This is a genomic window from Ktedonosporobacter rubrisoli (assembly GCF_004208415.1).
Lineage (GTDB): Bacteria > Chloroflexota > Ktedonobacteria > Ktedonobacterales > Ktedonobacteraceae > Ktedonosporobacter > Ktedonosporobacter rubrisoli.
Window position 1 is genome coordinate 4,756,336 of the sequence record NZ_CP035758.1, and the last position, 24,705, is coordinate 4,781,040.

Annotated in this window: 16 protein-coding genes; 14 read left to right on the top strand and 2 right to left on the bottom strand. The window is 52.6% G+C overall.

Features of this window, described 5'->3' with window-relative positions; genetic code table 11:
* Window positions 1-17: 17 nt before the first annotated feature.
* The 9 genes from EPA93_RS20820 to EPA93_RS20865 all read left to right on the top strand — a co-directional run bounded on the left by EPA93_RS20820 (window position 18) and on the right by EPA93_RS20865 (window position 14,890).
* Window positions 18-1,670, top strand: coding sequence for a putative manganese-dependent inorganic diphosphatase (locus tag EPA93_RS20820; RefSeq protein ID WP_129889362.1), 1,653 nt, complete (start codon window positions 18-20; stop codon window positions 1,668-1,670).
* Between the two features lie 243 nt (window positions 1,671-1,913).
* Complete coding sequence (locus tag EPA93_RS20825; RefSeq protein WP_165423288.1) at window positions 1,914-4,175, top strand: sodium-translocating pyrophosphatase; 2,262 nt, start codon at window positions 1,914-1,916, stop codon at window positions 4,173-4,175.
* Window positions 4,176-4,556: 381 nt separating this feature from the next.
* Complete coding sequence (locus tag EPA93_RS20830; RefSeq protein WP_129889364.1) at window positions 4,557-5,513, top strand: phospholipase D-like domain-containing protein; 957 nt, start codon at window positions 4,557-4,559, stop codon at window positions 5,511-5,513.
* A 450-nt stretch (window positions 5,514-5,963) separates the two neighbouring features.
* A complete protein-coding gene (locus EPA93_RS20835; protein ID WP_129889365.1) occupies window positions 5,964-7,253 on the top strand; it encodes an MFS transporter in 1,290 nt (429 codons plus the stop codon).
* 101 nt (window positions 7,254-7,354) lie between these two features.
* A complete protein-coding gene (locus EPA93_RS20840) occupies window positions 7,355-7,732 on the top strand; it encodes a putative quinol monooxygenase (protein ID WP_207229607.1) in 378 nt (125 codons plus the stop codon).
* Window positions 7,733-7,919: 187 nt separating this feature from the next.
* A complete protein-coding gene (gene ligA, locus EPA93_RS20845; RefSeq protein WP_129889366.1) occupies window positions 7,920-9,998 on the top strand; it encodes an NAD-dependent DNA ligase LigA in 2,079 nt (692 codons plus the stop codon).
* A 154-nt stretch (window positions 9,999-10,152) separates the two neighbouring features.
* On the top strand, window positions 10,153-12,921 hold the full coding sequence (locus tag EPA93_RS20850) for a winged helix-turn-helix domain-containing protein (RefSeq protein ID WP_129889367.1): 2,769 nt from the start codon (window positions 10,153-10,155) through the stop codon (window positions 12,919-12,921).
* A 228-nt stretch (window positions 12,922-13,149) separates the two neighbouring features.
* A complete protein-coding gene (locus tag EPA93_RS20860; RefSeq protein ID WP_129889368.1) occupies window positions 13,150-13,557 on the top strand; it encodes a PPOX class F420-dependent oxidoreductase in 408 nt (135 codons plus the stop codon).
* Window positions 13,558-13,666: 109 nt separating this feature from the next.
* Window positions 13,667-14,890 (top strand): FAD-dependent oxidoreductase, encoded by a 1,224-nt coding sequence (locus EPA93_RS20865; protein WP_129889369.1) that lies wholly within the window; start codon window positions 13,667-13,669, stop codon window positions 14,888-14,890.
* 156 nt (window positions 14,891-15,046) lie between these two features.
* Here the strand turns inward: EPA93_RS20865 and EPA93_RS20870 are convergent, their stop codons facing one another.
* Complete coding sequence (locus EPA93_RS20870; protein WP_129889370.1) at window positions 15,047-16,339, bottom strand: serine hydroxymethyltransferase; 1,293 nt, start codon at window positions 16,337-16,339, stop codon at window positions 15,047-15,049.
* Window positions 16,340-16,772: 433 nt separating this feature from the next.
* Here EPA93_RS20870 and EPA93_RS20875 point away from each other — a divergent pair, with 433 nt between their 5' ends.
* The 5 genes from EPA93_RS20875 (at window position 16,773) to EPA93_RS20895 (ending at window position 24,062) form a co-directional block, all read left to right on the top strand.
* Entirely contained in the window at window positions 16,773-18,029 is a 1,257-nt protein-coding gene (locus EPA93_RS20875) for a glycosyltransferase family 4 protein (RefSeq protein ID WP_129889371.1), read from the top strand.
* 166 nt (window positions 18,030-18,195) lie between these two features.
* Window positions 18,196-19,311 carry an enolase C-terminal domain-like protein gene (locus EPA93_RS20880; protein WP_129889372.1) on the top strand — a complete coding sequence of 372 codons (1,116 nt, stop codon included), beginning with the start codon at window positions 18,196-18,198 and terminating at the stop codon, window positions 19,309-19,311.
* 89 nt (window positions 19,312-19,400) lie between these two features.
* Window positions 19,401-20,636 carry a M24 family metallopeptidase gene (locus tag EPA93_RS20885; RefSeq protein WP_129889373.1) on the top strand — a complete coding sequence of 412 codons (1,236 nt, stop codon included), beginning with the start codon at window positions 19,401-19,403 and terminating at the stop codon, window positions 20,634-20,636.
* A gap of 27 nt (window positions 20,637-20,663) precedes the next feature.
* The gene (locus EPA93_RS20890; RefSeq protein ID WP_129889374.1) at window positions 20,664-21,671 is read left to right on the top strand and encodes an SDR family oxidoreductase; all 1,008 of its coding nucleotides are present in this window, start codon (window positions 20,664-20,666) and stop codon (window positions 21,669-21,671) included.
* Between the two features lie 162 nt (window positions 21,672-21,833).
* A complete protein-coding gene (locus EPA93_RS20895; RefSeq protein ID WP_129889375.1) occupies window positions 21,834-24,062 on the top strand; it encodes an amylo-alpha-1,6-glucosidase in 2,229 nt (742 codons plus the stop codon).
* Between the two features lie 51 nt (window positions 24,063-24,113).
* Here EPA93_RS20895 and EPA93_RS20900 read toward each other — a convergent pair whose 3' ends face one another.
* The gene (locus EPA93_RS20900; protein ID WP_129889376.1) at window positions 24,114-24,686 is read right to left on the bottom strand and encodes a hypothetical protein; all 573 of its coding nucleotides are present in this window, start codon (window positions 24,684-24,686) and stop codon (window positions 24,114-24,116) included.
* Window positions 24,687-24,705 lie beyond the last annotated feature (19 nt).

The following is a 24,705-nucleotide window of genomic DNA, read 5'->3' on the forward strand; positions in this document are numbered from 1 at the left end:
TCGACGGAGACCACACAATGACACGACCTATCTATGTACTTGGGCATAAAAATTCTGATATGGACTCGGTTGCTTCAGCCTACGCTTATGCACGGCTCTTACAGATACAAGGTGAAGAGCAGGCCATTGCGGCTCGCCATGGTGAACTCAAACCAGAGATAGCAATGGTGCTTGAACGTTACCAGGTTGAGCCGCCAGAGGCGCTAGAAGATGTCTATCTGCAGGTCCGCGACGTAATGCGTCGCGGCGTTATCTCAGCCCATGTTGATCAATCACTGCTGGAAGCCGGACAGCTGTTGCAAGAGCATAGCCGGCGTTCTATGCCTGTTGTAGATTCAGACAACAAAGTACAGGGGATTATTGCCAACGAAGACTTTGCCAAACTTTTCTTCAACGATCTCGATCCCCAATCAGTTAACCGTATCCCTCTGCAACGCGATAACCTGGTACGCGTACTTAAAGGACGGGTGCTTGTCGAAGGGCGCCGTAAGCTGGGCAATCGCGTCCTGGTAGGAGCTATGGAGCCCGATACCATGGCCGAATATATCGAAACTGGCTGCCTGGTCGTACTGGGAGATCGCGAAGACGCTCAGACCAAGGCTATTGAATGCGGAGCAGCAGCCCTTGTGATTACCGGTGATTTACTCGTCTCGGAGCGCACTCTTAGCGCTGCGCGCCAGCATGGCGTCATGGTTATTAGCACGGGACATCATACCTTTACTACTGTGCGCTTGATCAACCTGAGTATTCGCGTCCAGGATATCATGAATCGCGAATACAGTTTTTGCCACCCCGACGATCATATGAGCGAAATACAATCTACATTGGCTCGCAGTCGCTCTCTACCTGTATTGGACAACGAGGGGAAACTTGTTGGCTACCTCTCACGTACGGATCTTATCAATGCGCGCCCCAAGCGGGTCGTCCTGGTAGATCACAATGAGCAATCTCAGGCTGTAGACGGTATTGAAGAGGCTGAAGTGCTTGGCATTATTGACCACCATCGCATAGCAGATGTGCATACCAGCAAGCCGATCATGTTCCGTGCCGATCCCGTAGGTTGCACAGGAACCATTATCGTCGGCTTATACCACGAAGCAGGCATTCCTATTCCACGCGAGGTAGCCGGCCTCTTGCTGGCTGGCCTACTCTACGATACGTTGATCTTGCGCTCTCCTACCTGCACGCCGCGTGATGAGCGTGTGGCGGCCGAATTAGCCGCAATCACTGGCGAGGATATTGAGCAATTTGGCCAGGAAATCTTTGCCGCAGCCGCCCGTGACCTGGAAACAAAGCCGGCCGAATCGCTTATCACCTCCGACTTCAAAGAGTTCACAGTCCACAATGACATATTTGCTATCGGCACCGTTGAGACTGCCAGCCCAAGCACAATAGAGAAGCGCAGCGCTGAATTACAGGAAACGATGCGGCGCATCACCCAGGAACGCGGCTATACTGCCTTTCTGTTTATGATTGTCGATATTATAAATATGAACTGCCATCTGCTTATCATGGGAGCCGAAAATGCCGTAGCTGAAGCTCTTGGTGTTGCTCTGGAGCCCAGCGGGCATAGCGCGACCATTACCGGTCTTGTTTCGCGGAAGAAACAACTTGTACCGCTGCTACCGCGCATTCAGGCTCTGGCAACCGAGCAGGCGAGCGCTCTCTAAGCCGCCTGTTATAGCTGAGATATACCGAATGGCCATTTAATACTCTGCCATCCCTGAATCCACTTGTCCTACACTTGTCATGGCCTGAATGCTATGCTACACTAAATTTGCGATTCAGAAATCCCGTAATATGTAGAGGCGGCACCCAAGCCGTCTCTACTGTAGCTCTAACGGGATAGGTCCCCTTACAGCGTTGACTAGGCGCAATGTCTGCGCAGCCTCGTAAGGAGGGTAACTTCTATCGTGGGTAGTTATATCTGGGTCCCCATCTGTGTAGGACTTCTCGCTGTACTCTTTGCAGCCTATCTTGCCGGCTATGTTCTACGTAAAGATACTGGCACACCAGCCATGCAGAAAGTCTCCAATGCTATTTTCTCTGGAGCAATGGCTTTCCTCAATCGGCAATACCGTACGATAGCCGTTCTTGCTGTTTTCGCGGCGATCATTGTTGCTGCAGTTCTCGCTCTACTTGGCCAGGGAAGCGCGGCTGACAAGTTTAATCTCGCCTGGCATACGGCTATAGCTTTCCTCATAGGGGCGCTCTGCTCCGGAGTCTCCGGCTACATTGGTATGTATGTAGCCGTGAAATCCAATATTCGTACGGCCAGTGCGGCAACCAGAAGCCTGGGGGAGGCCTTGATGGTCGCGCTACGCGGCGGAGCCGTCTCTAGTTTCCTGGTAGTCTCGCTCTCGCTGCTTGGTGTCTCGCTGGTATTTACCGCCTATGGAGGCCTCGTAAATCCCGCGCTAGCTCCTTCGCTCATTGTGGGCTTTGGCTTTGGCGCTAGCTTTGTCGCGCTGTTCGCCCAGCTTGGTGGTGGCATTTACACCAAGGCCGCTGATGTGGGCGCCGACCTGGTAGGCAAAATTGAGGCCAACATCCCCGAGGACGATCCGCGCAACCCAGCCGTTATCGCCGATCTGGTTGGTGACAACGTAGGAGATTGCGCAGGGCGTGGCGCGGACCTCTTTGAATCGACGGCAGCCGAAAACATAGGAGCCATGATTCTAGGGGTAGCGCTCTACGCAGCTACCAGAAATATCGGCTGGATTCTCTTGCCCCCAGTTATTCAGGCCATCGGTCTGATTGCTTCTGCGGCCGGCCTACTCTATGTTCGTCCTTCTGTGGTAAAGGAGCCAGATAAAGCGGCGGGACGCGATCCGGGTGAAATTGCCATGCAGCAACTCAACATCGGCTACTACATCACCTGCGCGCTCTCGATCATCGGTGTCTTTCTTGGCTGCTATCTCCTGCTAAACGGCCCCGGCATCACCGGCAATTATGGTATTCCGGCCTGGGTCTGGTACGGTCTGGCCGGTACCGTAGGCATTCTGCTAAGCATAGCTTTTGTCTACATTACGCAGTACTATACGGCCGGAACATGGCGTCCCGTCCGCAAGATTGCCGCAGCCACGCTCACAGGTCCCGCCACGACTATCATCACGGGAATCGCTGTAGCTTTCGAGTGCGTCGCGCTACCGGTACTGGCCATATGTATCGCGCTGGGCCTCTCCTTCTTCCTGGGCAGTCAGGTACACATGCCCCTCATCACAGGGGCTAGTTCTGGCGTCATCAATGTGAGTGGCATCTTTGGTACAGCCGTGGCGACAATGGGCATGCTGATGAGCTGCGCCTATATTCTGGCAATGGATACTTTCGGCCCCATCACCGACAACGCCGGCGGCATTACCGAGATGGGCGGCCAGGCCGAATCTGCGCGCGAGATCACCGATGCCCTTGATAGCGTGGGGAATACTACTAAGGCTCTCACCAAGGGATATGGCATTGGTTCAGCTGCGCTGGCGGCCTTCCTGCTCTTTAGCGCCTACCTTGATGTGCTCTTCTCCTATAAACATAATCCGGCTGTATATCGCGTCGATCTTGCCGATATCACTGTTTTTATCGCCGCGCTCATCGGGATTACGCTCATTTTCTTCTTTAGCGCACTGGCCATTCAGGCAGTAGGAACCGCAGCCAAGCGCATGATCGAGGAAGTACGCCGCCAGTTGCGCGACAATCCTAAAATTATGGCCGAGCGTGTGGAAGATCGCGTCGATCCCGATTACGCGCGCTGCGTGGATATCAGCACGCGTGGGGCCTTGCGAGCGATGATCTTACCGGGCCTTGTCGCTGTACTCACCCCGATTGTCGTCGGTATTATTCTAGGACCACAGGCCGAAGCTGGCTTGCTGATGGTCGGCACAATGGGCGGTATCGTGGTTGCCCTCTTCCTCAATAATGGTGGTGGCGCCTGGGACAACGCCAAGAAATATATAGAGGCCGGCTACTTACGCGTCAACGAGGAAGGAGAGATGCTTGATCGCCTCGATCCCAACGGCACCGTCCTTGGCAAAAAGAGCGAGCCCCACAAGGCCGGGGTAGTGGGCGATACGGTTGGTGATCCATTCAAGGATACAGCAGGGCCTTCACTGCATGTTGTGATTAAATTGCTCAGCACGATCACACTAGTCCTTGCTCCCCTCTATATAGCCCTACACCCATAGATAGATCCTCTCACGATACTTTTTGAGGCAAAAGGCTCCCAGTTTAATTACATCCTGGGAGCTTTTCTTCTCCATAACATCTTCCTGGATACTTATTGCCTTCCTGCCTCGTATTACAATCAAATGTTATCATAGCTAAAACGCTGTTTGATAGTTACTCAAAGGCTTCGTGAATACAATCCTATTCACTTTACACGAAGCTCTCTACATCAAAGCTATTAGCATTATCAGGAGGATGTGTCGCATGTGTACGCCTCGCAGAAGAGGATCTATTCCCGCTATCTACCTTATGCTCACCGTATTATGTCTCCTGCTCGTGGGCTGTAACGTAAATCTCAGCAGCCAGCAGGGCTTTAGTACTCGACAGAGCAGCGCCAGCACGTGTCAGGAGAACTGCACAAGCGGTTCCGGGACCCAGGGGTTAAGGTTTTTGTCGAGCCAAATGCCGGTGATCATGTTATTGTAAATGCAATTAGCGCAGCAAAGAGCTCAGTACAGCTAGAGATCTATCTTTTAACCGATCGCAGCGTGATCAAGGCTCTAGAAGAGGATGCGCACAGAGGAATCAACGTGAGCGTGATGCTAGAACCACATCCGTATGGAGGAGGTCCTTCGCCTCAGCGCACGCTCGACGAGCTGAGCGCAGCTGGTGTTAAGACAAAACCAACCAGCTCTAGCTTCTCGCTAACGCACGAGAAAGGCATGATTATCGATAATGCGACTGTCTATATCATGACTGCAAACTTCACGCTGTCAGCTCTTGGAGGCAGCCGGAGCACGACCAATCGCGAATATGGCATCATCGATACCAATCAGCAGGATGTTCAGGCTGTCGTGGCTATTTTCCAGGCCGATTGGAATCGCACGACAGCACATTTCAACGATTCTAACCTTGTCGTCAGCCCTATCAACTCGCGCTCTACCTTCGAGTCGCTGATCAATGGAGCCCATAAAAGCCTGCTGATAGAAGCTGAAGAGATGCAAGATCAGGATATTGAGCAGGCTATCGTCAATGCCGCCAAACATGGGGTCCAGGTTCAGGTTATCATGCCACAGCCGCGCAGCACAAGTGAAGGGGACGGATCAGGAGATAGCAATAGCCAGGGCATTACTGTTATTAGCCAGGGAGGCGCTCATGTAAAAGAAGATCCGCATCTTTATATGCACGCCAAAATAATGGTTGTAGACGGGCAAAAAGCCTTTGTCGGCTCCGAAAACATTTCTACGGCCTCGCTTGATAAGAACCGCGAGCTGGGCATTCTCATTTCTGATCAGGGGGTCCTTAACACCCTGACCCAAACATTCCAGCAGGATTGGGGAGAATCTCAAGGCTTATAGCGTGCACCATTGCAGGCATGCTTAATAGGAAGGAAGTGGCACGCGCCACTTCCTTCGGCTTCGTTAGAGCCTGAAAACTGAGATAAGCCGAGCTCTCGCCATAAACCCGCGCGAATCAAGCAGCATAGACTAAATTTCTCCACGAAGCTGCCGCTGTTCCCCCAATTCACTAAAGGTAGATACCGCAAGAGCAAGCCTTCTGATACTAAGAATCAGCCTTTTCTAAATAATTTAGTCCTACATCAGGAACCCAATAAGGCAAATATAAACAAAAAGACCAATGGTTACCACATTGAATTATATAAAAGATCAAAGTACATATTTCAGTACAGATATTCAAAAATGCAATTAATTACATTTGACATCAACAAAATTATCAATTATTATAATTATTAGTTGTTGCATAACGTATCCCCAGAAGTACCAAATGCTACTGAAGGAGGCTAACATATGGCGACCGAGAACTCTGTAGAACGCACATCTAATGAGAAAAGTGGCATCGTCAATTTAGACTGGTACAGATCGCTCTCAGGACGCAGCATGCATGCATTCTGGGCATCCTCACTGGGCTGGGCGCTAGACGCCTTCGATTACCTCGTCTTCTCCTTTACCCTCACGGCTATCGCCATCAGCTTTCACCTTAGCGCCGGGCAGAGCGGCCTCATCTCCACTGTAACTTTGCTTGTCTCAGCTATAGGCGGTGTGCTGGCCGGAACCTTGGCCGATAGAATCGGCCGCGTACGCACCCTCATACTTACCGTCACCGTTTACGCAGTCTTTACCTTCCTCTCTGGCCTCGCTCCTAACTACTTGTGGCTGCTCATCTTCCGTTCCATCCAGGGCCTGGGCTTTGGTGGAGAATGGGCTGCTGGAGCCATCCTGGTCGCCGAAATCGCCAACCCGGTTCAGCGTGGACGCGTGCTTGGCATGGTTCAGAGCTCCTGGGCAGTTGGCTGGGGAGTTGCCCTGATAGCCTATACCATCGTCTTTAGCTTCTTCCCCCCTGAGATTGGCTGGCGTATTCTTTTCTGCCTGGGCATTTTGCCAGCACTCCTGGTCCTCTACATCCGGCGGAAAGTTCGGGAGCCCGAAATTTTCATCGAGACGCGCCGGGCGACAAGAGAAGGCAGCAGTTCGCTCATCCAGATCTTTCGCCCCGACCTCATTCGCACTACGATCCTTGCCTCGCTTCTGGCCTTTGGCGCCCAGGGCGGCTATTATGCGATCTTCACCTGGCTGCCGACGTTTCTCAAGAGCGTACGCCATCTTACCGTATTGAACAGCGTACCATATATCGCAGTAGTCATTATTGGCTCATTTGCCGGTTACGTCTGTAGCGGCTACATCAATGACTGGCTCGGGCGTAAGATAACTTTTGGGCTCTATGCTGTCTGCAGCGCCATTCTTATCGCCGCCTATGCGTTGCTTCCCGCCGAAGCGAACTCCCTCTGGCTCCTGCTTGTGCTAGGAGCGCCTCTTGGCTTTTTCGCTTCTGGCATTTTCAGTGGCTTTGGTTCCTATCTTGCAGAAATTTACCCTAACCGGGCCCGAGGCGCCGGTCAGGGCTTTACCTACAACTTTGGTCGCGCCGGTGGAGCTGTGTTCCCCTCGATTATCGGCTTTCTCTCCGCCACGATTGGTCTAGCCGGAGCCGTTGGCTTTGGGGCTCTCGCCTATGCGCTCTGCATCGTCGCCCTCTTCTTTCTCCCAGAAACAAAAGGCCAGCCACTAGAGTCATAGGCCAATCTCATCGGGCACAAATAGCAGATCGGCAAGCGCGTCCCCCTTTGCTAAGAAATGGGGGACGCGTCATCGTCTTGCAGGTTATGGTAGGATAACAGATGGAAACGCTAGTAATGGAGGATCGCGCAAGCTCATCCAGACGCACTCTGCAGCGCAAACAGCAGCAAAAAACAATGGAGGTTCCCATAGTGATTACAGAGGTGGCAATATTTACTGCATTACCAGGAAAAGATGACCAGCTAGGACATGCTATTTTACAAGGATTGGATATAGTACGTCAGCATTCAGAATGCATTACAGCGCATGCAACACGCTGTATAGAGCAGCCCGGGCGCTACATGGTTAATATAGTATGGACTTCGCTAGAAGCCCACACAGTCGATTTTCGAGGTGGCCCTCTCTTCCCCCAGTGGCGCGGCTATATAGACGGATTGATTGAAGGATCGGCAGAAATATTCCACTATCAACCCTTCTAAAAAGAAAGATAAATTAGCACATAAAGTTTCTATCTCACAGTACTCTGTCAAACGCCATTTGATGAGTGCACCACCTCCGGAAGCAGGGAGGGAAGAGAGCTAGGGCACAATTCGCGCGGTTGCGGCGCGCCCCTTGCATCCCCGCTTCGTCCTATGAAGGTGGCCAATCCAATTAGGAGTCATTAGAATGTCTGATGCAGTCCCCGAGAACAACCAGAGCCAGAGCGGCACACCAGAAACGCTGGTCCAAGCTGGCAAAAGTGAGGAAGAGCAACTCGCCGCGCGTGTCGCGACCCTGCGCCATCAGATTGAAGAGGCCAATTACCACTACTATGTTCAGGATAACCCAACGCTCAGCGATGCTGAATACGATCAGTTGATGATTGAGCTCCAACACATAGAGCAAGAGCATCCGGAACTGCAGACCCCAGATTCGCCTACCCAGCGTGTAGGCGCGCCCGTGCAGGACGTTACCCAGCACAGGCACCCGGTCCCTATGCTCAGCCTGGCCAATGCCCGCAGCGAAAAAGAGCTGCAGGACTGGCACAGAAGAGCACAGAATATTTTACCTAACGCTCAGTTTTCCTATGTTTGTGAGCTAAAAATTGATGGTCTTGCCATCGCTTTAACCTATGAGCAAGGTCGCCTGACTATCGGCGCAACCCGTGGCGACGGCATGGTCGGCGAAAACTGGACACCAAATATACGCACGATTCGCCAGATTCCGCAGCGGTTGCGCGGCGAGCACATCCCGGCGAAAGTCGAGGTGCGGGGCGAAATCTATATGTCCATAGCAAGCTTTGAGAAGCTCAATGCAGAAATCAGCGACGGAAAGCTTTTTGCCAATCCTCGTAACGCTGCCGCCGGCTCGCTGCGCCAGAAAGATTCACGTATCACGGCCTCACGTCACCTCGATTTCTTTGGTTATCAGCTTGGCTACATCGAGGGCATGAATGTAAGCAGTCAGTGGGAAGCGCTACAATTGATCCGTGAATGGGGTTTTCCGGTCAATCCTAATATCAAGCAGGCCAACTCACTGGATGAGGTTATTGAGTACTGCAACAAGTGGGAGCAAGAGCGCTTCAATCTGCCTTATGAGATTGACGGCGTGGTGATTAAGATCAACAATCTGGCCCAGCAGGAAGAATTGGGTACAGTGGCCCGCGATCCCCGCTGGGCTATCGCCTTTAAGTATCCGCCTACCCAGGTCGCCACAAAGCTGTTGGATATCCGTGTCAACATTGGACGTACAGGTTCGGTCAATCCCTGGGCCATGCTTGAACCTATGAATATTCGTGGCGTCACGGTCTCACGGGCCGCGCTTCACAATGAAGAAGATATCCAGCGTAAGGATCTGCGCATTGGAGACTGGGTTCTCGTGCAGAGAGCCGGCGAAGTTATCCCGCAGGTAGTCAAGCCTATCGAGGAGAGGCGCACAGGTCAGGAAGAGGTCTATCGCCTGCCCGAGAATTGCCCGCGCTGCGGCACACCTATCGTTCGTGTCACGGATCAGGCGATGGCTTACTGTCCTAATCCACAATGTCCGGCGCGCAACTTTGAGAGTATTACCCACTTTGTCTCTAAAGGCGCCATGGATATGGACACCATCGGCGAGAAGACTTGCGAGCAGTTGATTGAGGCTGGCTACATTCAGAACGTTGCCGACTTTTATACGCTTACCCGCGATCAACTCCTGGCTCTGGAGGGGATCAAGGCTAAAAGCGCTGATAATATGCTCACAGCCATCGAAGCCAGCAAACAGCGCGCGCTCTCCAGGTTGCTCTTTGGCCTGAATATTCGCTATATGGGCGAGAAGACGGCCCAGATTATCGCCGGAGCGTTCGGCAACATGGATCGACTCCTGGCCGCCAGCGAGACTGAGATTGTCAAGATTCCGGGAATTGGCCCTAAGATTGGGCATAGCGTTTACTGCTGGCTACAGGAGCCAGCAAATCGAGCGCTTATCGAGCGGCTACGAGGAGTCGGGGTCAATATGACTGAGGAGCAGCATAGCATCAGCGGTCCGCTTTCGGGACAGAGCTTCTTGCTCACTGGGCGTCTCAGCCAGATGACCCGCACTGCGGCAGAAGATGCCATCAAGGGCCTGGGCGGAACTATTGCTTCGGGAGTAAGCAAGTCGCTCAATCATCTGATTGTCGGGGAAGATGCAGGCTCTAAGCTCACAAAAGCCCAAAAAGCTGGCGTCCCTATTCATGATGAAGAGTGGCTGATCGATCTATTAAAAGAGCACGTCACTGCAGAATAGTTCCTCGACAAGTAGGTGCCAGCAATCGTCAGTCACGAGACAGCCCTTAGAGAGAGCTTCGAGAATTGCCAACCTCGGAGCTCTCATGCTATAGTTTTGCTTAGGAGACACATGCAGGCTAGCAGGCTGAGCCGAGAGGAAAGAAAGGGTGTGTATGTTTGAACAGGATTTGCTGGTAACCAGGTTCACTATCCCGCCGCTTCGCTCAACCCTGCTTGCGCGCACCCATCTGCTCTCGATCCTCGATCAGAGCCGTTCGGTTCCCTTAACTCTCCTCTTAGCCTCTGCTGGCTTTGGCAAAACTACCCTTCTCGCTGACTGGGCCAGCCGGAGCGCGGGCCAGGTCGCCTGGCTCTCATTGGATGAACAGGACAACGATCCAACGCGTTTCTGGACCTATTTAATAGCTGCACTCAGAAAAACTGGCGCAACAGTAGGGAAGGCAACGCTCACGCTGCTTCACTCATCGCAGCCACCCCAGCTGAGCAGCGCACTAACGCTGCTTATCAATGAGCTGGTCGAGCTTACGCAGGACACGGCCTTGATCCTTGATGACTTTCATTTATTGAAAGAACCTGCGCTCCACGCCTCGCTAAAGTTCTTCCTTCAGCATCTTCCTGGCTGCCTGCACTTGATTCTGGCCAGCCGGGTCGACCCTCCGCTTCCCCTGGCTCGTCTGCGGGCGCGAGGGCAAGTGTTAGAAATCCGCGAGGCAGACCTGCGCCTGCGCGAGGAAGAGGCCGCTAGATTTCTCACGCAAGTTATGGGCCTCTCTTCTCTCTCGGCCGAGGATATTCAACTCCTGGAGCAGCGCACGGAGGGCTGGCTTGCAGGTCTCCAGCTGGCCGCGCTCTCGCTCCAGCGGCATCAGAATGTGGCAGCCTTCCTTAAGGCTTTTGCAGGAAGCCAGCGTTTTCTCCTTGATTATGTGCAAGAAGAGATACTTGATGCCTTGCCAGAGGCCCAACAGCATTTTCTCCTCAAGACGTCAGTGCTCGATAGAATGAATGCCGACTTATGTTACGAGTTGACCGGGGAGCCTGCAAGCCAGCAAATGCTAGAAGCCCTGGAACGCGCTCATCTTTTTCTTTTTCCCCTCGATGAGGAGCGATGCTGGTACCGCTTCCACGCCCTTTTCCGCGAAGCGCTCCAGGCCCGCTTACAGGCTACGCAGCCAGAGTTGCGCCCTCGTCTACATCGCCAGGCAGCTTTGTGGTATCAGCGCCAGGGATGGTCCCATGAAGCGCTTCCTCATGCACGAGCCTCCCAGGATTTCTCTTTCCTGGCCCAGCTGCTAGAGAGCTATGCAGAGCGCTTATTTCTTCAAGGAGAGCAACAGACACTATTGAGCTGGGCCAAGCAGCTTCCGCGTGAGGTCCTGAACGCGCATCCTCGCCTTGTGACTGACTATATTCTGGCCTTCGATCTACTGTTTCCCTTCCCCAATCAACAGCAAGAGGAACGTGGATATCTGCTTCAGCTCCAGGCAGAAGTGGAAAAGCTAGTGCAGCAGGAAGGTTCTTCTCTTTCGCCAGCCGAACGGAATCTATTACAGCATCGCCTCATGTTGCTCAAGTTATGGGATACAGGCACAAGAGCCCTCTCCGCTGGCGATGTGGAGCAATTGAGCAGCTTTGCAGCGTCAATACAGCATTTATCTCTAGAAGATGGAATGGTATGGAAGCTACATTCCTGGGGCAGTCTGGGCATGGCCTCACGGCTCTCCGGGAACTTTCCCCCTATGGTGGCAATCTTTGAGGAGAGCCGAAAAACTATCGATAAGGAGCAGTATCCTTCGCAGGAGGTTCACATCCTCTGGATACTGGCTGTTGCCATGATCGCGCTGGGACACCTGCGGCAGGCGCGCAACTACAGCGAGACCTTGCGCCAATTGAGCAAGCGGCTAGGAATTCCGGTTCCTCTAGCAGCCTATCCCGATCTCTTACAGGCTCAACTTGCCTACGAATGGAATCAGTTAGAGACAGCGAAAAGCGCGGCCCAGGCTGCTATTGAGAAGACAGCACCATTGCACTACATAGATATTCTCATGGGCGCTTATGAAGTGATGGTGCGCGTCAGTATCGCGCAGCATAATCTAGCCAGGGCGGAACAAAGTGTCCAAGAGATGGAAGAGATAAGTAAAAATGCCAGGATTGAGCTCTTTCGCCCCTTGATAGAAAGCCTCCGTGCTCAACTATGGCTAGCTCAAGGCCGGCTGAACCGAGCGCTAGACTGGGCTGAGCATACTCCATACCGCGAGCAAACCCCCTTATATAGCCGCGAAATTGCTTATCTGGCTATAGCGCGCACCTATATAGCAGGAGGGCAATTCTCGCAAGCCTTGCAGTTGCTCGCCACGCTGCGCAGTTCCGCCGAGCAGTTTGCGCGCGTGGGCAGCATCATTTCCATCCTGGCTCTGCAGATAGCAGCATTACAGGCAGCGGGAGATAGGCAAGAGGTGCCCGGGCTTCTCCTTCACCTGCTCACCTTAACGGAGCCCGAGGGATATGTCCGCGTCTTTCTTGATCTTGGGGAACCAATGTATCAGGCGCTACGCGGATTTCTGGCCATTGAGCCCGGATCTGATGTTGCTGCCAGCCTTGTTTCCTATGCTCAAATGTTACTCGACGCTTTCGCTCGTGAACAGAAGCAGGCTGCCGATCAGTTAGTCTCCGCTACTGCATCCATACCACCCGCAAAGACGTCATTAGCAACCATCTCCTCTCTACCCGAGCCACTAACAGCACGCGAAAAGGAAGTTCTACGCTTGATCGCCCAGGGTGCTACCAATCAGGAGATCGCCAACCGCCTGGTTATCTCCCTCGCGACAGTCAAGAAACATATAGGCAGCTTGCTTCTGAAGTTGGCGGCGGAGAATAGAACTCATGCAGTAGCGCGAGCCCGGGAGCTAGCCTTGCTCTAATTGTTCTCAGGCTGCTGGCTTCTCTTTCCTCCTTCTGATCTGCCTTATTAACGTGCCCAGGTGTCCTTTTGGCTCTCTTTACCCTCTTCTCTTCCTCCTAGAAATACTACTTCATAAGTAGACCTTCGGTTACTGCGTTCTTCGCGCTGACAGAATATCCTTGTCATAGAGAAAAAGTTGATCTCTGCTATTAGCAGGCAAGAAAAACATTTGAGAGGAAAAACAACTATGAGCCAGCATACGGTCCCCACCAGCATACAGGAATTGTGTATGCGCTCAGGATGCTCCCATACTGTTTTGCTGACCAGCTTTCGCCGCGATGGTCGAGGGATAGGTACTCCAGTTGGCATGATGTCTATTGATAATAAACTATACTTTATGACTTCTACATCCACCTGGAAGGCCAAACGTATCGCTCACACGCCCCATGTTCAACTGGCGCTCTGCACCTATCAAGGCAAGGTGCTTGGCCCAGCCGTTGACGGTACGGCTCTCCGTCTTATGGGCGCTAAAGCGAAACAGGCGCGAAAGTGGATCTGCGTTGGTCTCTTTGGCTTCCTGATGAATCTATTCTACATATTGCGCTACCCTGGCGACAAAACGGCAATATATGAAGTCTCGCTTCAGTCTTACTGAGCGCAATAAATGAGGCAAAAGTAACCGTTGCAAAAAAGACAACAAGCATAGACAAGAGCATTTAGCATATTGATTGACGATAAAGTATCAAATGATAAGGACCCATTTTATGAACCAGGCAAACAGAAAAGCCCTGATTATCGGCAGCGGGATCGCTGGACCAGCCCTGGCCCTATTCTTACGAAGAGCGGGTATCGAAGCCGAAATCTATGAAGCCAGAACTTCGTCTATAGATTATGGTGGCCTCTTCTTGAACACTGCCTGTAATGGGCTCGGTGTACTGAGAATACTAGGGCTCGATGAGCAAGTCTTAAGCCAGGGATCACCCATTCCGCATATGACAATTTGGAGTGGGGATGGCAAGCGTCTTGGCGATGTTCTTAATGGAGCCAGGGAGGGCGTAGGAGTGCCTAGCATCAACATCCTGCGTTCTCGCCTTCATCAGACCTTGTGCGAAGAAACCGAGCGCAAGGGAATCAGGATTAACTTTGGCAAAAAGCTGGTCAGTCTAGAGTCCAACCCGCAAGGCGTGCACGCCACTTTTGCTGATGGGACAACTGCTGACGGATCTTTCCTGGTAGGCTGCGATGGTGTGCATTCCCGTGTCCGCGCCCTCATCAATCCTGCGGCTCCCGCACCCAACTATACAGGCCTGATCAGCACAGGAGGCTTCACCCAGCGCTCCAGCTTTTCCCCTACCCCAAACACAATGCACTTTGTGTTTGGTAAACGGGCCTTCTTTGGTTATCATGTCAGCGTTTCACAAGAGCTTTATTGGTTTGTCAATTTCTCACAAAGCTCGGCTCCCGCGCGTGGAGAGCTAGATATGATCGTGAATGAAGAGTGGCAAGAACGCATGCTTGCTCTCTTCCGGGAGGATATGCCGCTCATCTCGAAGATGATTCGAGAGACTGAAAGCACGATCATTGGCTATCCCATCTATGACATTACAACACAGCCCACCTGGTATCAGGGGCCGGTAGTTCTGGCTGGCGATGCCCTCCACGCAATCTCACCCAACGCGGGACAAGGAGCCTCGCTGGCCCTTGAAGATGCGCTTACCCTGGCAAAGTGCCTGCGCGATCAGGAGGATTACGCGCGAGCATTTGCGACTTATGAACATCTGCGACGAGCCCGTGTAGAGCGGATGGTGCGCTATGGGCGAAGTATGAACCAGTCGAAGGCCATGAGTAATCCTATCCAAGTCTGGTTTCGGGATCTACTTATGCCCTTCTTTCTCAAGAATTTCGCCAGGCCAGCCTCCCTCGACTGGATCTACTCTTATCAGCCCGACTGGAACAAGCCAGCAATGCAGGCTGTGGCAAGAAGTTAACGCAGCCGGCTTAGCACTTCTCTTAGCCTTGCTCAATAGCAGATGCATACATGAACCAGGCTTTGGATAGCTGCGGCTCCTCTTTAACAATGAGGATCAGATAGTAGCAAAACATTGAGGGCAATTTTATGAACTGCCCTCAATACCGCGTATGCTTTATACGTACTTCATAATGGTAAAGCGTTTGCGCAGAGCATGCACCTGCTCTTTGACATCCTTCCCACGAATCGCCTCATGAAGCAATTGGGCAAGCTCGCCCATCGCCTGCTCATCCATACCAAAGCGCGTCATTTCAGGCACCCCTATACGCAGGCCCGAGGGATTGCGCGGATCGGTATCGCCCGGCAGCATATTGTAGTTGAGGATGATATCATTCTTCTCCAGAGTCCGGGCTACCTCAACACCACCGCCCCATTGAGCCACGTTTACCGCAATCATATGGCTACGCGTATAGCCGAACTCGCGGGCCTCCACAGGAGTGCCAAGTTCGTCAAGATGCTTGCCAAGCGCTTGTGCGTTACGTACAATCTGCGCGGCGTATTCGCGCCCATAGGTCTCCATCTCGCGGGTAGCCACAAGCAAAGCCGGCAACGAATGCAAGTGATGGTTGCTAGAGGAACCAGGGAAGACGCCCCGGTCTGCAGCGGGCCAGTATTTCTTTTCCTCTTCCGGGTTGAGATTTCCCAGAATCACGCCACGCTGGGGACCCGGGAAGGTTTTATGTGTGCTACCAGTCATCCAGGTTGTTCCTTCTTGCAAGGGAGCCTGGAATTGTCCACCAGCAATCAGACCAAGTACATGGGCCGCGTCATAAAGGATGGGGATACCTTTCTCCTTACAGACTGCGGCAATCTCGCTTAGCGGCTCGGGAAAAAGGAAAAGGCTCTTGCCGAGAATGACAAGTTGCGGAGATAGCTGCTCCACAAGCTCTACTGTCTTTTTTCCATCGACATGATAATGATCCTCGGTGAGAGGCAAATAGTGCAGATTGATAGCTTTTGCTCCACCGATTTTGAGCGACTGACCCCGATTCTGGATACGGCGTCCAAATACGCCGACAGCTCCATGGCTGATATGGCCGCCGGCATCGGTTGAGTTAGCAATTACCGTATCTCCGCCTCGTAAATACCCTAGAGCGAGCGCTGTATTTGCCGCATTGCCGCTAATAGGCCGTACATCTGCCTGGCGGGCGCCAAAAAGGCGCATAATTTCTTGGCGCGTCAGGCTCTCAACCTGATCGATATATTGCGTACCCTGATAATAGCGGTTTACCTTCCCCGGCTCGTTAGGATGCCCTTCTGCATAACGTCCCATAAAGTCCGAGTTCTGGACACGCCTCACAGCATTGCTTGGCGTATTTTCGCTGGCGATCAAATTAATACATTGCGTCTGTCGCCAGGTCTCCTGCTGCGCAATGATATTCTCAATGTCGCTTATGTCTACGGTCATTTTATGCCGCTCCCTTATAATTCTACTGGCGTGTTTATACACACTTTCCCACCCAGTATAGCACGCCAGCTACATTTGGTACAGTTACAATGTTCCCGCATAGTAACCTGCACTGGCCTTACTTCCGTTCCTGGCAGCCGGGCTTTCTACTATTCTCTGGCCTTCCTGGTATCCTATTGCTGGATAGGCTCTTTCAACTCTCTCATGAGCTTTTTAAGTTTGACGCTCGCCTTAACTCTACTTATCGTACAACATTTTCTAATAAATTTTTTCTTCTTTTTTATTTAACTACACTATATAGATATCTTCACTATAGCAGGGTAACTTTTTGTGTATTCTTATCGTGTATTGACTGTATATTAATATCTCCTTTAATACAAAGATAGTGGACCAATTGTATGAATAGAAGGCGCTTCGCCTTAGGAATAAACCTATGAAGATAGCACATATAGCATCATCCTGGATCGCTCTTCCTCCCCAAAATTATGGAGGAACCGAGCACGTTCTTGCCTATCTATTGGAAGAGCAAGTGGCGCAAGGGCATGACGTGACAGTGTTCGCCCCTGCTGACGCACATACGTCTGCCCGCCAGGTCTCGTTTTTCCCGCGCTCACTGCTTTCTTCCGGCACTCCCTGGTTAGCGCATCTCAAGGCGTACTATCATTTACACAAAGCTGTCTCCCTGCTCTCCCGTCTGCAGGCTGAGATCGTGCACTTGCATCTTTCCTCCCCCTCGGATATGTACTTGTTTCCCTTACTGGCTTCGCTCTCCATCCCGCGACTGATGACCCTGCATAGCTGTTTTCCCTTTGATCGCATTGATAGTTGGGTTGGCGATGCCGACGATTACTATCTCCACGAATGGGCCAACTCCATGCCGATGGTGGCCATTAGCGAACAGGCACGCCGCTGCGCGCCGGCCGGGTTGAACTTTCTGGGAGTAGTGCATCATGGCCTGCCCATGTCCCGCTTCCCTTTCTCGGCGCAACCTCCTGCCAACTATCTCGCCTGGCTAGGGCGTATAGCACCAGCTAAAGGCCCTCATCTAGCGATAGAGGCAGCGCGCCGAGCCGGAATACGCTTGCTGCTGGCCGGCCGCGTAAGCCAACATATACAAGAGGAGCGAAGGTATTTTGAAGAGAAGATAAGGCCGCAGCTGGATGGGGGGCAGATCCGCTATCTGGGTCCTGTGGATATGGCCGCCAAGGTTGAGCTCTTAGGGCGGGCGCGTGCCTTGCTCAATCCGATTGAGTGGGAGGAGCCCTTTGGTATGGTGATGATCGAAGCCATGGCCCTGGGCTGCCCGGTAATTTCCTTCTCTCGCGGCTCCGCTCCTGAACTTGTAGCCTCAGGGTGCAATGGCTTTCTTGTCGAGAATGTGGAGCAGATGGCCCAGGCGATTGGAATGCTGGGGCAGGTGGACCGACGCCAGGTGCGCCGTTATGCCGAAGAGCACTTTTCGGTGCAGGTCATGGCCAGCAAGTACCTCAGCCTCTATCGCCAGGTCCTCGCAGAGCAGGGCCCGAACAGCCTGCAGAACCTGTTACCCGCTTCCCACATATTCACAGAGCCACTTATGCTGCCATCTCGGCTGAGCTATCAGCCTTCAAGCCAGGAACCTGGCGCTTCGACAGGCGCTATCTCTCAAACCGAGAAGCAACAAGTTCAATGGCTTGATAATCTGGCCTAAGAGTTAAGTGTTGAGTATCATTTCCAGAAGTCGGAACGTGTGACAAAAGAGGCCCTTCAAAATATCGGGTTACGATATTTTCCACGGGGATTGCATCATACTTTCAACATGCGAAGAATCAACAATTTCGCCTGCTTCTAAATTGCTGAGTCAAGGATACATTGTTATGGGAAATACACGCATTGCCCACAAAGGCATTTCTATCGAGAACATCGAGGTCTCAGCTTATACTATCCCTACCGATCTACCGGAATCGGACGGGACCTATGTGTGGGACAAAACAACCATTGTAATCGTCGAGGCCAGCGCGGATGGCAAACGCGGCCTTGGCTACACCTACGCCGATCTCTCGACGGCGAAACTGATTAACGAACAGCTGACCAGGGTAGTACGGGGGCGCGATGCCATGGATGTGCCCGGCTGCTGGCTGGCTATGGTTGAAACAATTCGCAATCTAGGTCGCCCTGGCATCTCCTCTATGGCAATCTCGGCAGTCGATGCCGCGCTGTGGGACTTAAAGGCCCGCATTCTGGATGTGGCTCTGATTACATTGCTAGGAGCGGTGCGCACAGGAGCTCCCATCTATGGCAGCGGCGGTTTTACCTCCTATTCTCGCGAGCAGCTTCAACGCCAACTAGGCGACTGGGTAGCCGACGGCATTCCACGCGTTAAGATGAAGATAGGCCGCCATCCAGATGAGGATGTTGCCCGCGTTAGCAACGCGCGCGAAGCCATCGGGGCCGATGCCGAACTATTTGTCGATGCCAACGGTGCCTATAGTCGTAAACAAGCCCTAGCCCTTGCCAACATCTTCGCCGCTGAACTTGGCGTCACCTGGTTTGAAGAACCCGTCTCCTCCGACGATCTGCAAGGATTACATCTGATCCGAGATCGCGGACCAGCAGGCATGGACATCGCGGCTGGCGAATACGGCTACGATCTAGGCTACTTTCGCCGTATGCTTGAGGCCCAGGCAGTCGATGTATTGCAGGCAGATGCCACGCGCTGCGCAGGCATCACAGGTTTTATGAAAGTAGGGGCACTCGTCGAGGCTCGCAACTTACAGCTTTCCTCCCATTGCGGCCCATCCTTGCATGTTCATCCTTGCTGCGCACTAACAAATTTCCGCCATATGGAATACTTCCACGACCACGTGCGCATTGAGCACATGCTCTTCGACGGAGCCCTAAATCCTATTGAAGGAGAATTGCGCCCGGATCGCACACGTCCAGGCATGGGCCTTGAATTTAAGCGCGCCGATGCCGCAAAATACGCAGTTTAAATTGCTCTGACAAATATTGGTTACTCAACAAGAAAATCCGGGCAGCGAAAATTTCCTGCCTTCTCTTTAGCAAAAAAGAGGGTGTATATATGAACAATAAACGTGCTGAACACCTTAAAACCCTATTCGCACACCATGGAGCCGATTATCACGCAATCATCTCTCGTACGCCGCAGAGCGTTCTCATGCTCAGCGGGTATCAGCCAATTCTTGGTAACTCCTTTTGTGTCGTCTCGCCCAAACGCGACGGTAACGGTCATCCCATAGATATAGAGCTTCGCCTCGCCGTCCCAAAGGATGAGGAAGATCTTGTGCCACCAGGTACGGCCCTGGAAGTCAAGACCTTCACCGTAGAAACAATGCACTCTATTAGTAGCACAACCGAAGCCGTACGCGAGCCATTAGGCGAGCTCTTGCTCTCGCTTGGAATAGATGGAGAGGCTGTCTTTGGCTATGAAGGTGCCGACGAACCTATCGCCACAGGCTATACACAGGTAGGCGTGCCAGGCCCCGAAACCCTGGATCTCCTGCACTCCCTGCGTCCCGGAGATTTTTTCCGCAATGCGACAGAGATCCTCAATGAACTTGCCGCGATTAAAGCCGACGAAGAGCTGGCCGCCATCAGGCAGAGCGAGGCCGTGGCATATCAAGGCTTTGCTGCGGCCCGTGAGGCTATCCGTGTAGGGGCTACCGAGGCAGATGTCGCGGCGGCAACTTACGCTGCTCTGTTGCGCGCCGGCTACGCAACTCCTGGAGCGCATCATGTTCAACCCCATGTCCATGTTATGGCCGGACCGCGCGCAGCCCTCGCCTATCGCGCATTTAATCTCACTTCCAATGCAACGATTCACGCAGGCGATACGGTGACAGTCCAGATGGAAATTGCGCTCAACGGCTACTGGGCTGAGCTGACCCGCACCTTTTTTGCTGGCTCGATAAGCGAGGAATGGAGAAAAGCGCATCAGGCCTGTATGGCAGCGCAGGATGCGGCTTTAAAGGTAATTTGCGATGGTGTCGAGGCCTGCGATGTTGATAATGCGGCGCGTAGTGTCATGCGGCAGGCTGGCTTTGGCCCATTTTTTAAACATGGTCTGGGTCACGGCTTCGGCTTCCAGGCTATTAACCATGCCGCCACGCCGGTCTTACATCCTGCCTCTCACACCATATTGCGAGCGGGCATGGTGCATAACATGGAGCCAGCTGTCTACATCGATGGCAAAGGCGGCCTACGCCTCAACGATAACGTTGCGGTTTTGCCCGATGGGCATGAGCTACTATCTTCAAGGCTCCCACGTGATATCGATTGGTTAGTGGTAAATAACTAAATTTCAGCAGATAAGAAAGGCAGATATATGCAGACATCTACACCTGAAGTCGTCGTAATTACCGGTTCCTCTGCCGGCGTAGGGCGCGCTATCGCTCATGCCTTTGCCAGGCGAGGCGCCCATATCGGCCTGTTAGCCCGTGGCCATGCCGGGCTCGAAGGCGCAAAGCACGAAGTAGAACAGCTTGGCGGGCAAGCTATCGCCATACCGACAGATGTAGCCGATGCGGACCAGGTTGAGGCTGCGGCCAAAAAAGTGGAGGAGACGTTTGGTCCAATAGACATCTGGGTTAACGATGCCATGGCCTCTGTCTTCTCGCCGGTTAAAGAAATGCAGCCCGAGGAATATAAACGTGTGACCGAGGTCACCTACCTTGGCTGCGTCTATGGAACTTTAGCCGCCTTACGACGCATGTTACCACGCGATAAAGGCAAAATCATTCAAATCGGCTCCGCCCTGGCCTATAGAGGGATTCCATTACAGTCTGCTTACTGCGGGAGCAAGCACGCGATCCAGGGCTTCACCGAGTCGCTAAGATGCGAGCTGATCCACGATAAAAGCAATGTCAAAATATCCATGGTACAGTTACCGGCCGTCAATACGCCGCAATTTGGTTGGGTCAAAAGTCGCCTTCCCCATAAGGCGCAGCCGGTTCCTCCCATCTACCAACCAGAAGTGATTGCTGACGCGGTAACCTATGTCGCTGATCACTATCGTCGTCAGTTCTATGTCGGCATGTCTACTGTAGTCGTCATTCAGGGCAATAAGGTAGCGCCGGGCTACGGGGATCGTTACCTTGGCAAAACAGGCTTCTCTTCGCAGCAGACAGGTGAGCCCAAAGATCCAGACGCACCTAACAACTTGTGGAGGCCCGTTGACGAGGATAGAGATTATGGAACTCACGGGGCTTTTGACAGCCGAGCGGCAGATACAAGCCTGCAGGTATGGGCCAATACTAAACGTGGCCTGCTTAGCCTGGTGGGAGCAAGCCTTGCCGCTGTGGTTTTCGCGGCAGTCCTCTGGCGCTCAAAATAGTTCCACACCTGAAGCCCGAGCCACAAGACCGGCTCTACTGTCAGCAAAATCTTACAGAACTGGTAACTACTACCCGGCACGTCCCCTTGTGGACATGCCGGCCCCAAACACTTGCTTTCTTTTGGAGAATCGTTCCCTCATGCTAAAGGAGTTATAGAACATATGGGCAGTGAGATTAAAGTTGGCCCACCAGTGATTACCATCAGCCAGGGGCGCACCTTTATGGTCACCGATAAATGCGGCTATATCGATCCTAACACTAATCAGGGCATCTATGCCATTGATACTCGCTTTGTGAGCTTTTACAAACTCTATATTAATCGCATCCCCTGGCAGGTTATCAATTCTAATCAGCTCACCTTCTATGCCTCGCGCTTCCATCTCACCAATCCAGATCTCAACACAGAAGGCGGCAAACTTGGCGAGCATACTGTCGGACTTACTGTCAACCGAACTGTGAGCGATGGAATTCACGAAGAATTTGAGGTGGTCAACTATAGCGGGGAAAAAGTTGTCTTTGTGCTAGAGCTGTCTATCCGCTCAGACTTTGCCGACATTTTTGAGGTCAAGCAGCATAACATTATTCAGCGCGGCAAGCAACAAACACAGTGGAATGATCAAAAGAAATGCTTACGTACAACATATGATAATAAGAACTTCCATCGTGCCATTGAGTATCAGATTACCAATGTCAGCTCTCCAGTTGGTTTCGCCAATGGCCGTCTTTTCTTCCAGATAGAGCTTGAGCCAGGCCAGATGTGGCAAGCCTGCACTGATTTGATGCTAGAACATGGTCAGCATATAAAAAAGGCCGGAGCTAATTCTTGTACTCGTGGCCATAAGGGCTCGGACTCCGGCGGGGCAACTCCTTCTCCCCAGAGCGAACCAACTAGCGACTTCGACGAGCGCCAGGCCCACTGGCAGGAAAGATGCACTGCCCTCACAAGCTCAAACAATGATGTGTATCGAGCTTATAGCCAGGCAATTAAAGATATGGGCGCCCTACGCATCTACGATATGGACGTCTCGGCTGACGCCTGGGTGCCTGCGGCTGGCGTTCCCTGGTTCGTCACTCTGTTTGGACGCGATAGTCTGACCGTCTCTTACCAGAATATGTCAGTTGCGCCAGAATTTGCGCGCGGCGCGCTTAAACGCCTGGCCGAATTCCAGGCTGACAAGCATGACAATTGGAACGATTCCCAGCCTGGCAAGATCATGCATGAAATACGCTTCGGCGAACTTGCCCACTTTCACAAAATCCCATTTACTCCCTATTATGGAACCGCCGATGCAACCATTCTTTACTTGATAGTGCTCTCAGAAGCCTATCGGTGGACTGGCGACGTTAATCTGCTAAAAGAGTTTCGGCAGATAGCTGAGGGCTGCCTGGATTGGATCGACCATTTCGGAGATCTCGATGGCGACGGCTTCCAGGAATACAAAACGTTCTCGCCACTTGGCTACAACAACATTGCCTGGAAAGATGCAGCATTTGCCGTTGTCTATAAGAATGGCAGCCAGGTCAAGCAGCCCAAAGCTCTTGTCGAGCTTCAGGGCTATGTTTATGATGCAAAGTTACGTATGGCCGAAGCCTTCGAGGTGCTTGGAGATAAGGGGCGAGCCCAAAGCTTGCGTAAGCAAGCCGAGACGCTAAGACATAAATTCAATCAGGCTTTCTGGATGGAGGACGAGGGCTGCTACGCCTATGGCCTCGATCCCGCTAAGAAAAAGATCACATCCATTGCCTCAAATGCGGCATATCCCCTCTGGAGCGGCATCGCCGACCAGGAGAAGGCAGAGAAAGTGGCCAGGCGCCTCTTGCAGGAGGATATGTGGAGCGGCTGGGGCATACGTACGCTATCGAGCAAAAATCCATCCTACAATCCATATTACTACCAGCTTGGTTCGGTATGGCCACAGGATAACGGCATTATTGCCGAGGGTTTTAAGCGCTATGGATTGAGCAAAGAGGCCAACCAGATCATCCATGGTGTCTTCGATGCTATTGAACGCTTTGAATCCTACCGCCCACCAGAAGTATTCGCAGGTATTCACCGCAGAGGCGATATGGATTTTCCTGTGCTCTATCCAGGAGGCGCAAATATTCCTCAGGCCTGGGCCACCGGCAGCATCTTTCACATGATACGTACAATGCTGGGCCTGCGCGCCGATGCACCTAACAAGCGGCTCTATGTCAACCCCACGCTGCCAGATTGGGTCCCAGAGATCAAACTACAACGTTTGCACGTAGGGCCCTGTTCCCTCTCTATCCATTTCTGGCGTGATGGAACCACTACGCGCTGGGAGGTGCTTGAGAATAAAGCCCTACAAGATGTGAAGAAAGAGGACATGATCCAGGTTGAGGCAAGCGAGCAGTACCAACATAGCTGATACTGCTCTTACGAGATGCAAGGCAGGTCTTTGCTTATCTGCCTTGCTTTATTATGGGTTCTGTGGGGAATCATACGTCTCGGGTGAAGCGCCAAAGGGCCTTAGAGGCGGGCTGGCATTTATCGCTCCTCTCTCCTTTTTGACATCTGTTGCGCCATCGCGGCGCAGAATCCCTATAGCCTCATCTAATCCGTGGCTGGCCTTGACAGTCACAATCGTATGACCGGCATCAAGTGCGCGCCTGTAGAACTGCGCGTCGCCCTCAGAAATGCCGATCCCCTTAAACACTCCAGTCAGACCGCCGGCAAAAGCGCCAGCCGCTGCGCCTACTGCCGCGCTACCAAGAGATGCGGCAATGATCCCGCCGGCAATCGCAGGCCCAAAGCCCGGGATAAGCAGAGCTGCCGCCGCTCCCACTATGCCTCCGGCCACGCCCCCACCGACCGCGCCGGTAGCTGTATTGGTCGCCAGGGCATCAGGTGGCGTATTTGCTTGCTTCGAGCGTGCTAAAAATCCCACCTCATCATCGTTAAATCCCGCGCGTTTTAAATCATCTAACGCCTGCTTTGCCGCATCATATTCGGGAAAGACACCCAGGACTATATCACTTTGCGTCATTGCCATATTGAAATCTCCTCTCCAG

Coding starts and splice junctions, on each gene's coding strand:
- EPA93_RS20820 (WP_129889362.1), top strand. CDS start 18: ATGACACGACCTATCTATGTACTTGGGCATAAAAATTCTGATATGGAC.
- EPA93_RS20835 (WP_129889365.1), top strand. CDS start 5,964: ATGGCGACCGAGAACTCTGTAGAACGCACATCTAATGAGAAAAGTGGC.
- EPA93_RS20840 (WP_207229607.1), top strand. CDS start 7,355: ATGGAAACGCTAGTAATGGAGGATCGCGCAAGCTCATCCAGACGCACT.
- ligA (WP_129889366.1), top strand. CDS start 7,920: ATGTCTGATGCAGTCCCCGAGAACAACCAGAGCCAGAGCGGCACACCA.
- EPA93_RS20850 (WP_129889367.1), top strand. CDS start 10,153: ATGTTTGAACAGGATTTGCTGGTAACCAGGTTCACTATCCCGCCGCTT.
- EPA93_RS20860 (WP_129889368.1), top strand. CDS start 13,150: ATGAGCCAGCATACGGTCCCCACCAGCATACAGGAATTGTGTATGCGC.
- EPA93_RS20865 (WP_129889369.1), top strand. CDS start 13,667: ATGAACCAGGCAAACAGAAAAGCCCTGATTATCGGCAGCGGGATCGCT.
- EPA93_RS20870 (WP_129889370.1), bottom strand. CDS start 16,339: ATGACCGTAGACATAAGCGACATTGAGAATATCATTGCGCAGCAGGAG.
- EPA93_RS20875 (WP_129889371.1), top strand. CDS start 16,773: ATGAAGATAGCACATATAGCATCATCCTGGATCGCTCTTCCTCCCCAA.
- EPA93_RS20880 (WP_129889372.1), top strand. CDS start 18,196: ATGGGAAATACACGCATTGCCCACAAAGGCATTTCTATCGAGAACATC.
- EPA93_RS20885 (WP_129889373.1), top strand. CDS start 19,401: ATGAACAATAAACGTGCTGAACACCTTAAAACCCTATTCGCACACCAT.
- EPA93_RS20890 (WP_129889374.1), top strand. CDS start 20,664: ATGCAGACATCTACACCTGAAGTCGTCGTAATTACCGGTTCCTCTGCC.
- EPA93_RS20895 (WP_129889375.1), top strand. CDS start 21,834: ATGGGCAGTGAGATTAAAGTTGGCCCACCAGTGATTACCATCAGCCAG.
- EPA93_RS20900 (WP_129889376.1), bottom strand. CDS start 24,686: ATGGCAATGACGCAAAGTGATATAGTCCTGGGTGTCTTTCCCGAATAT.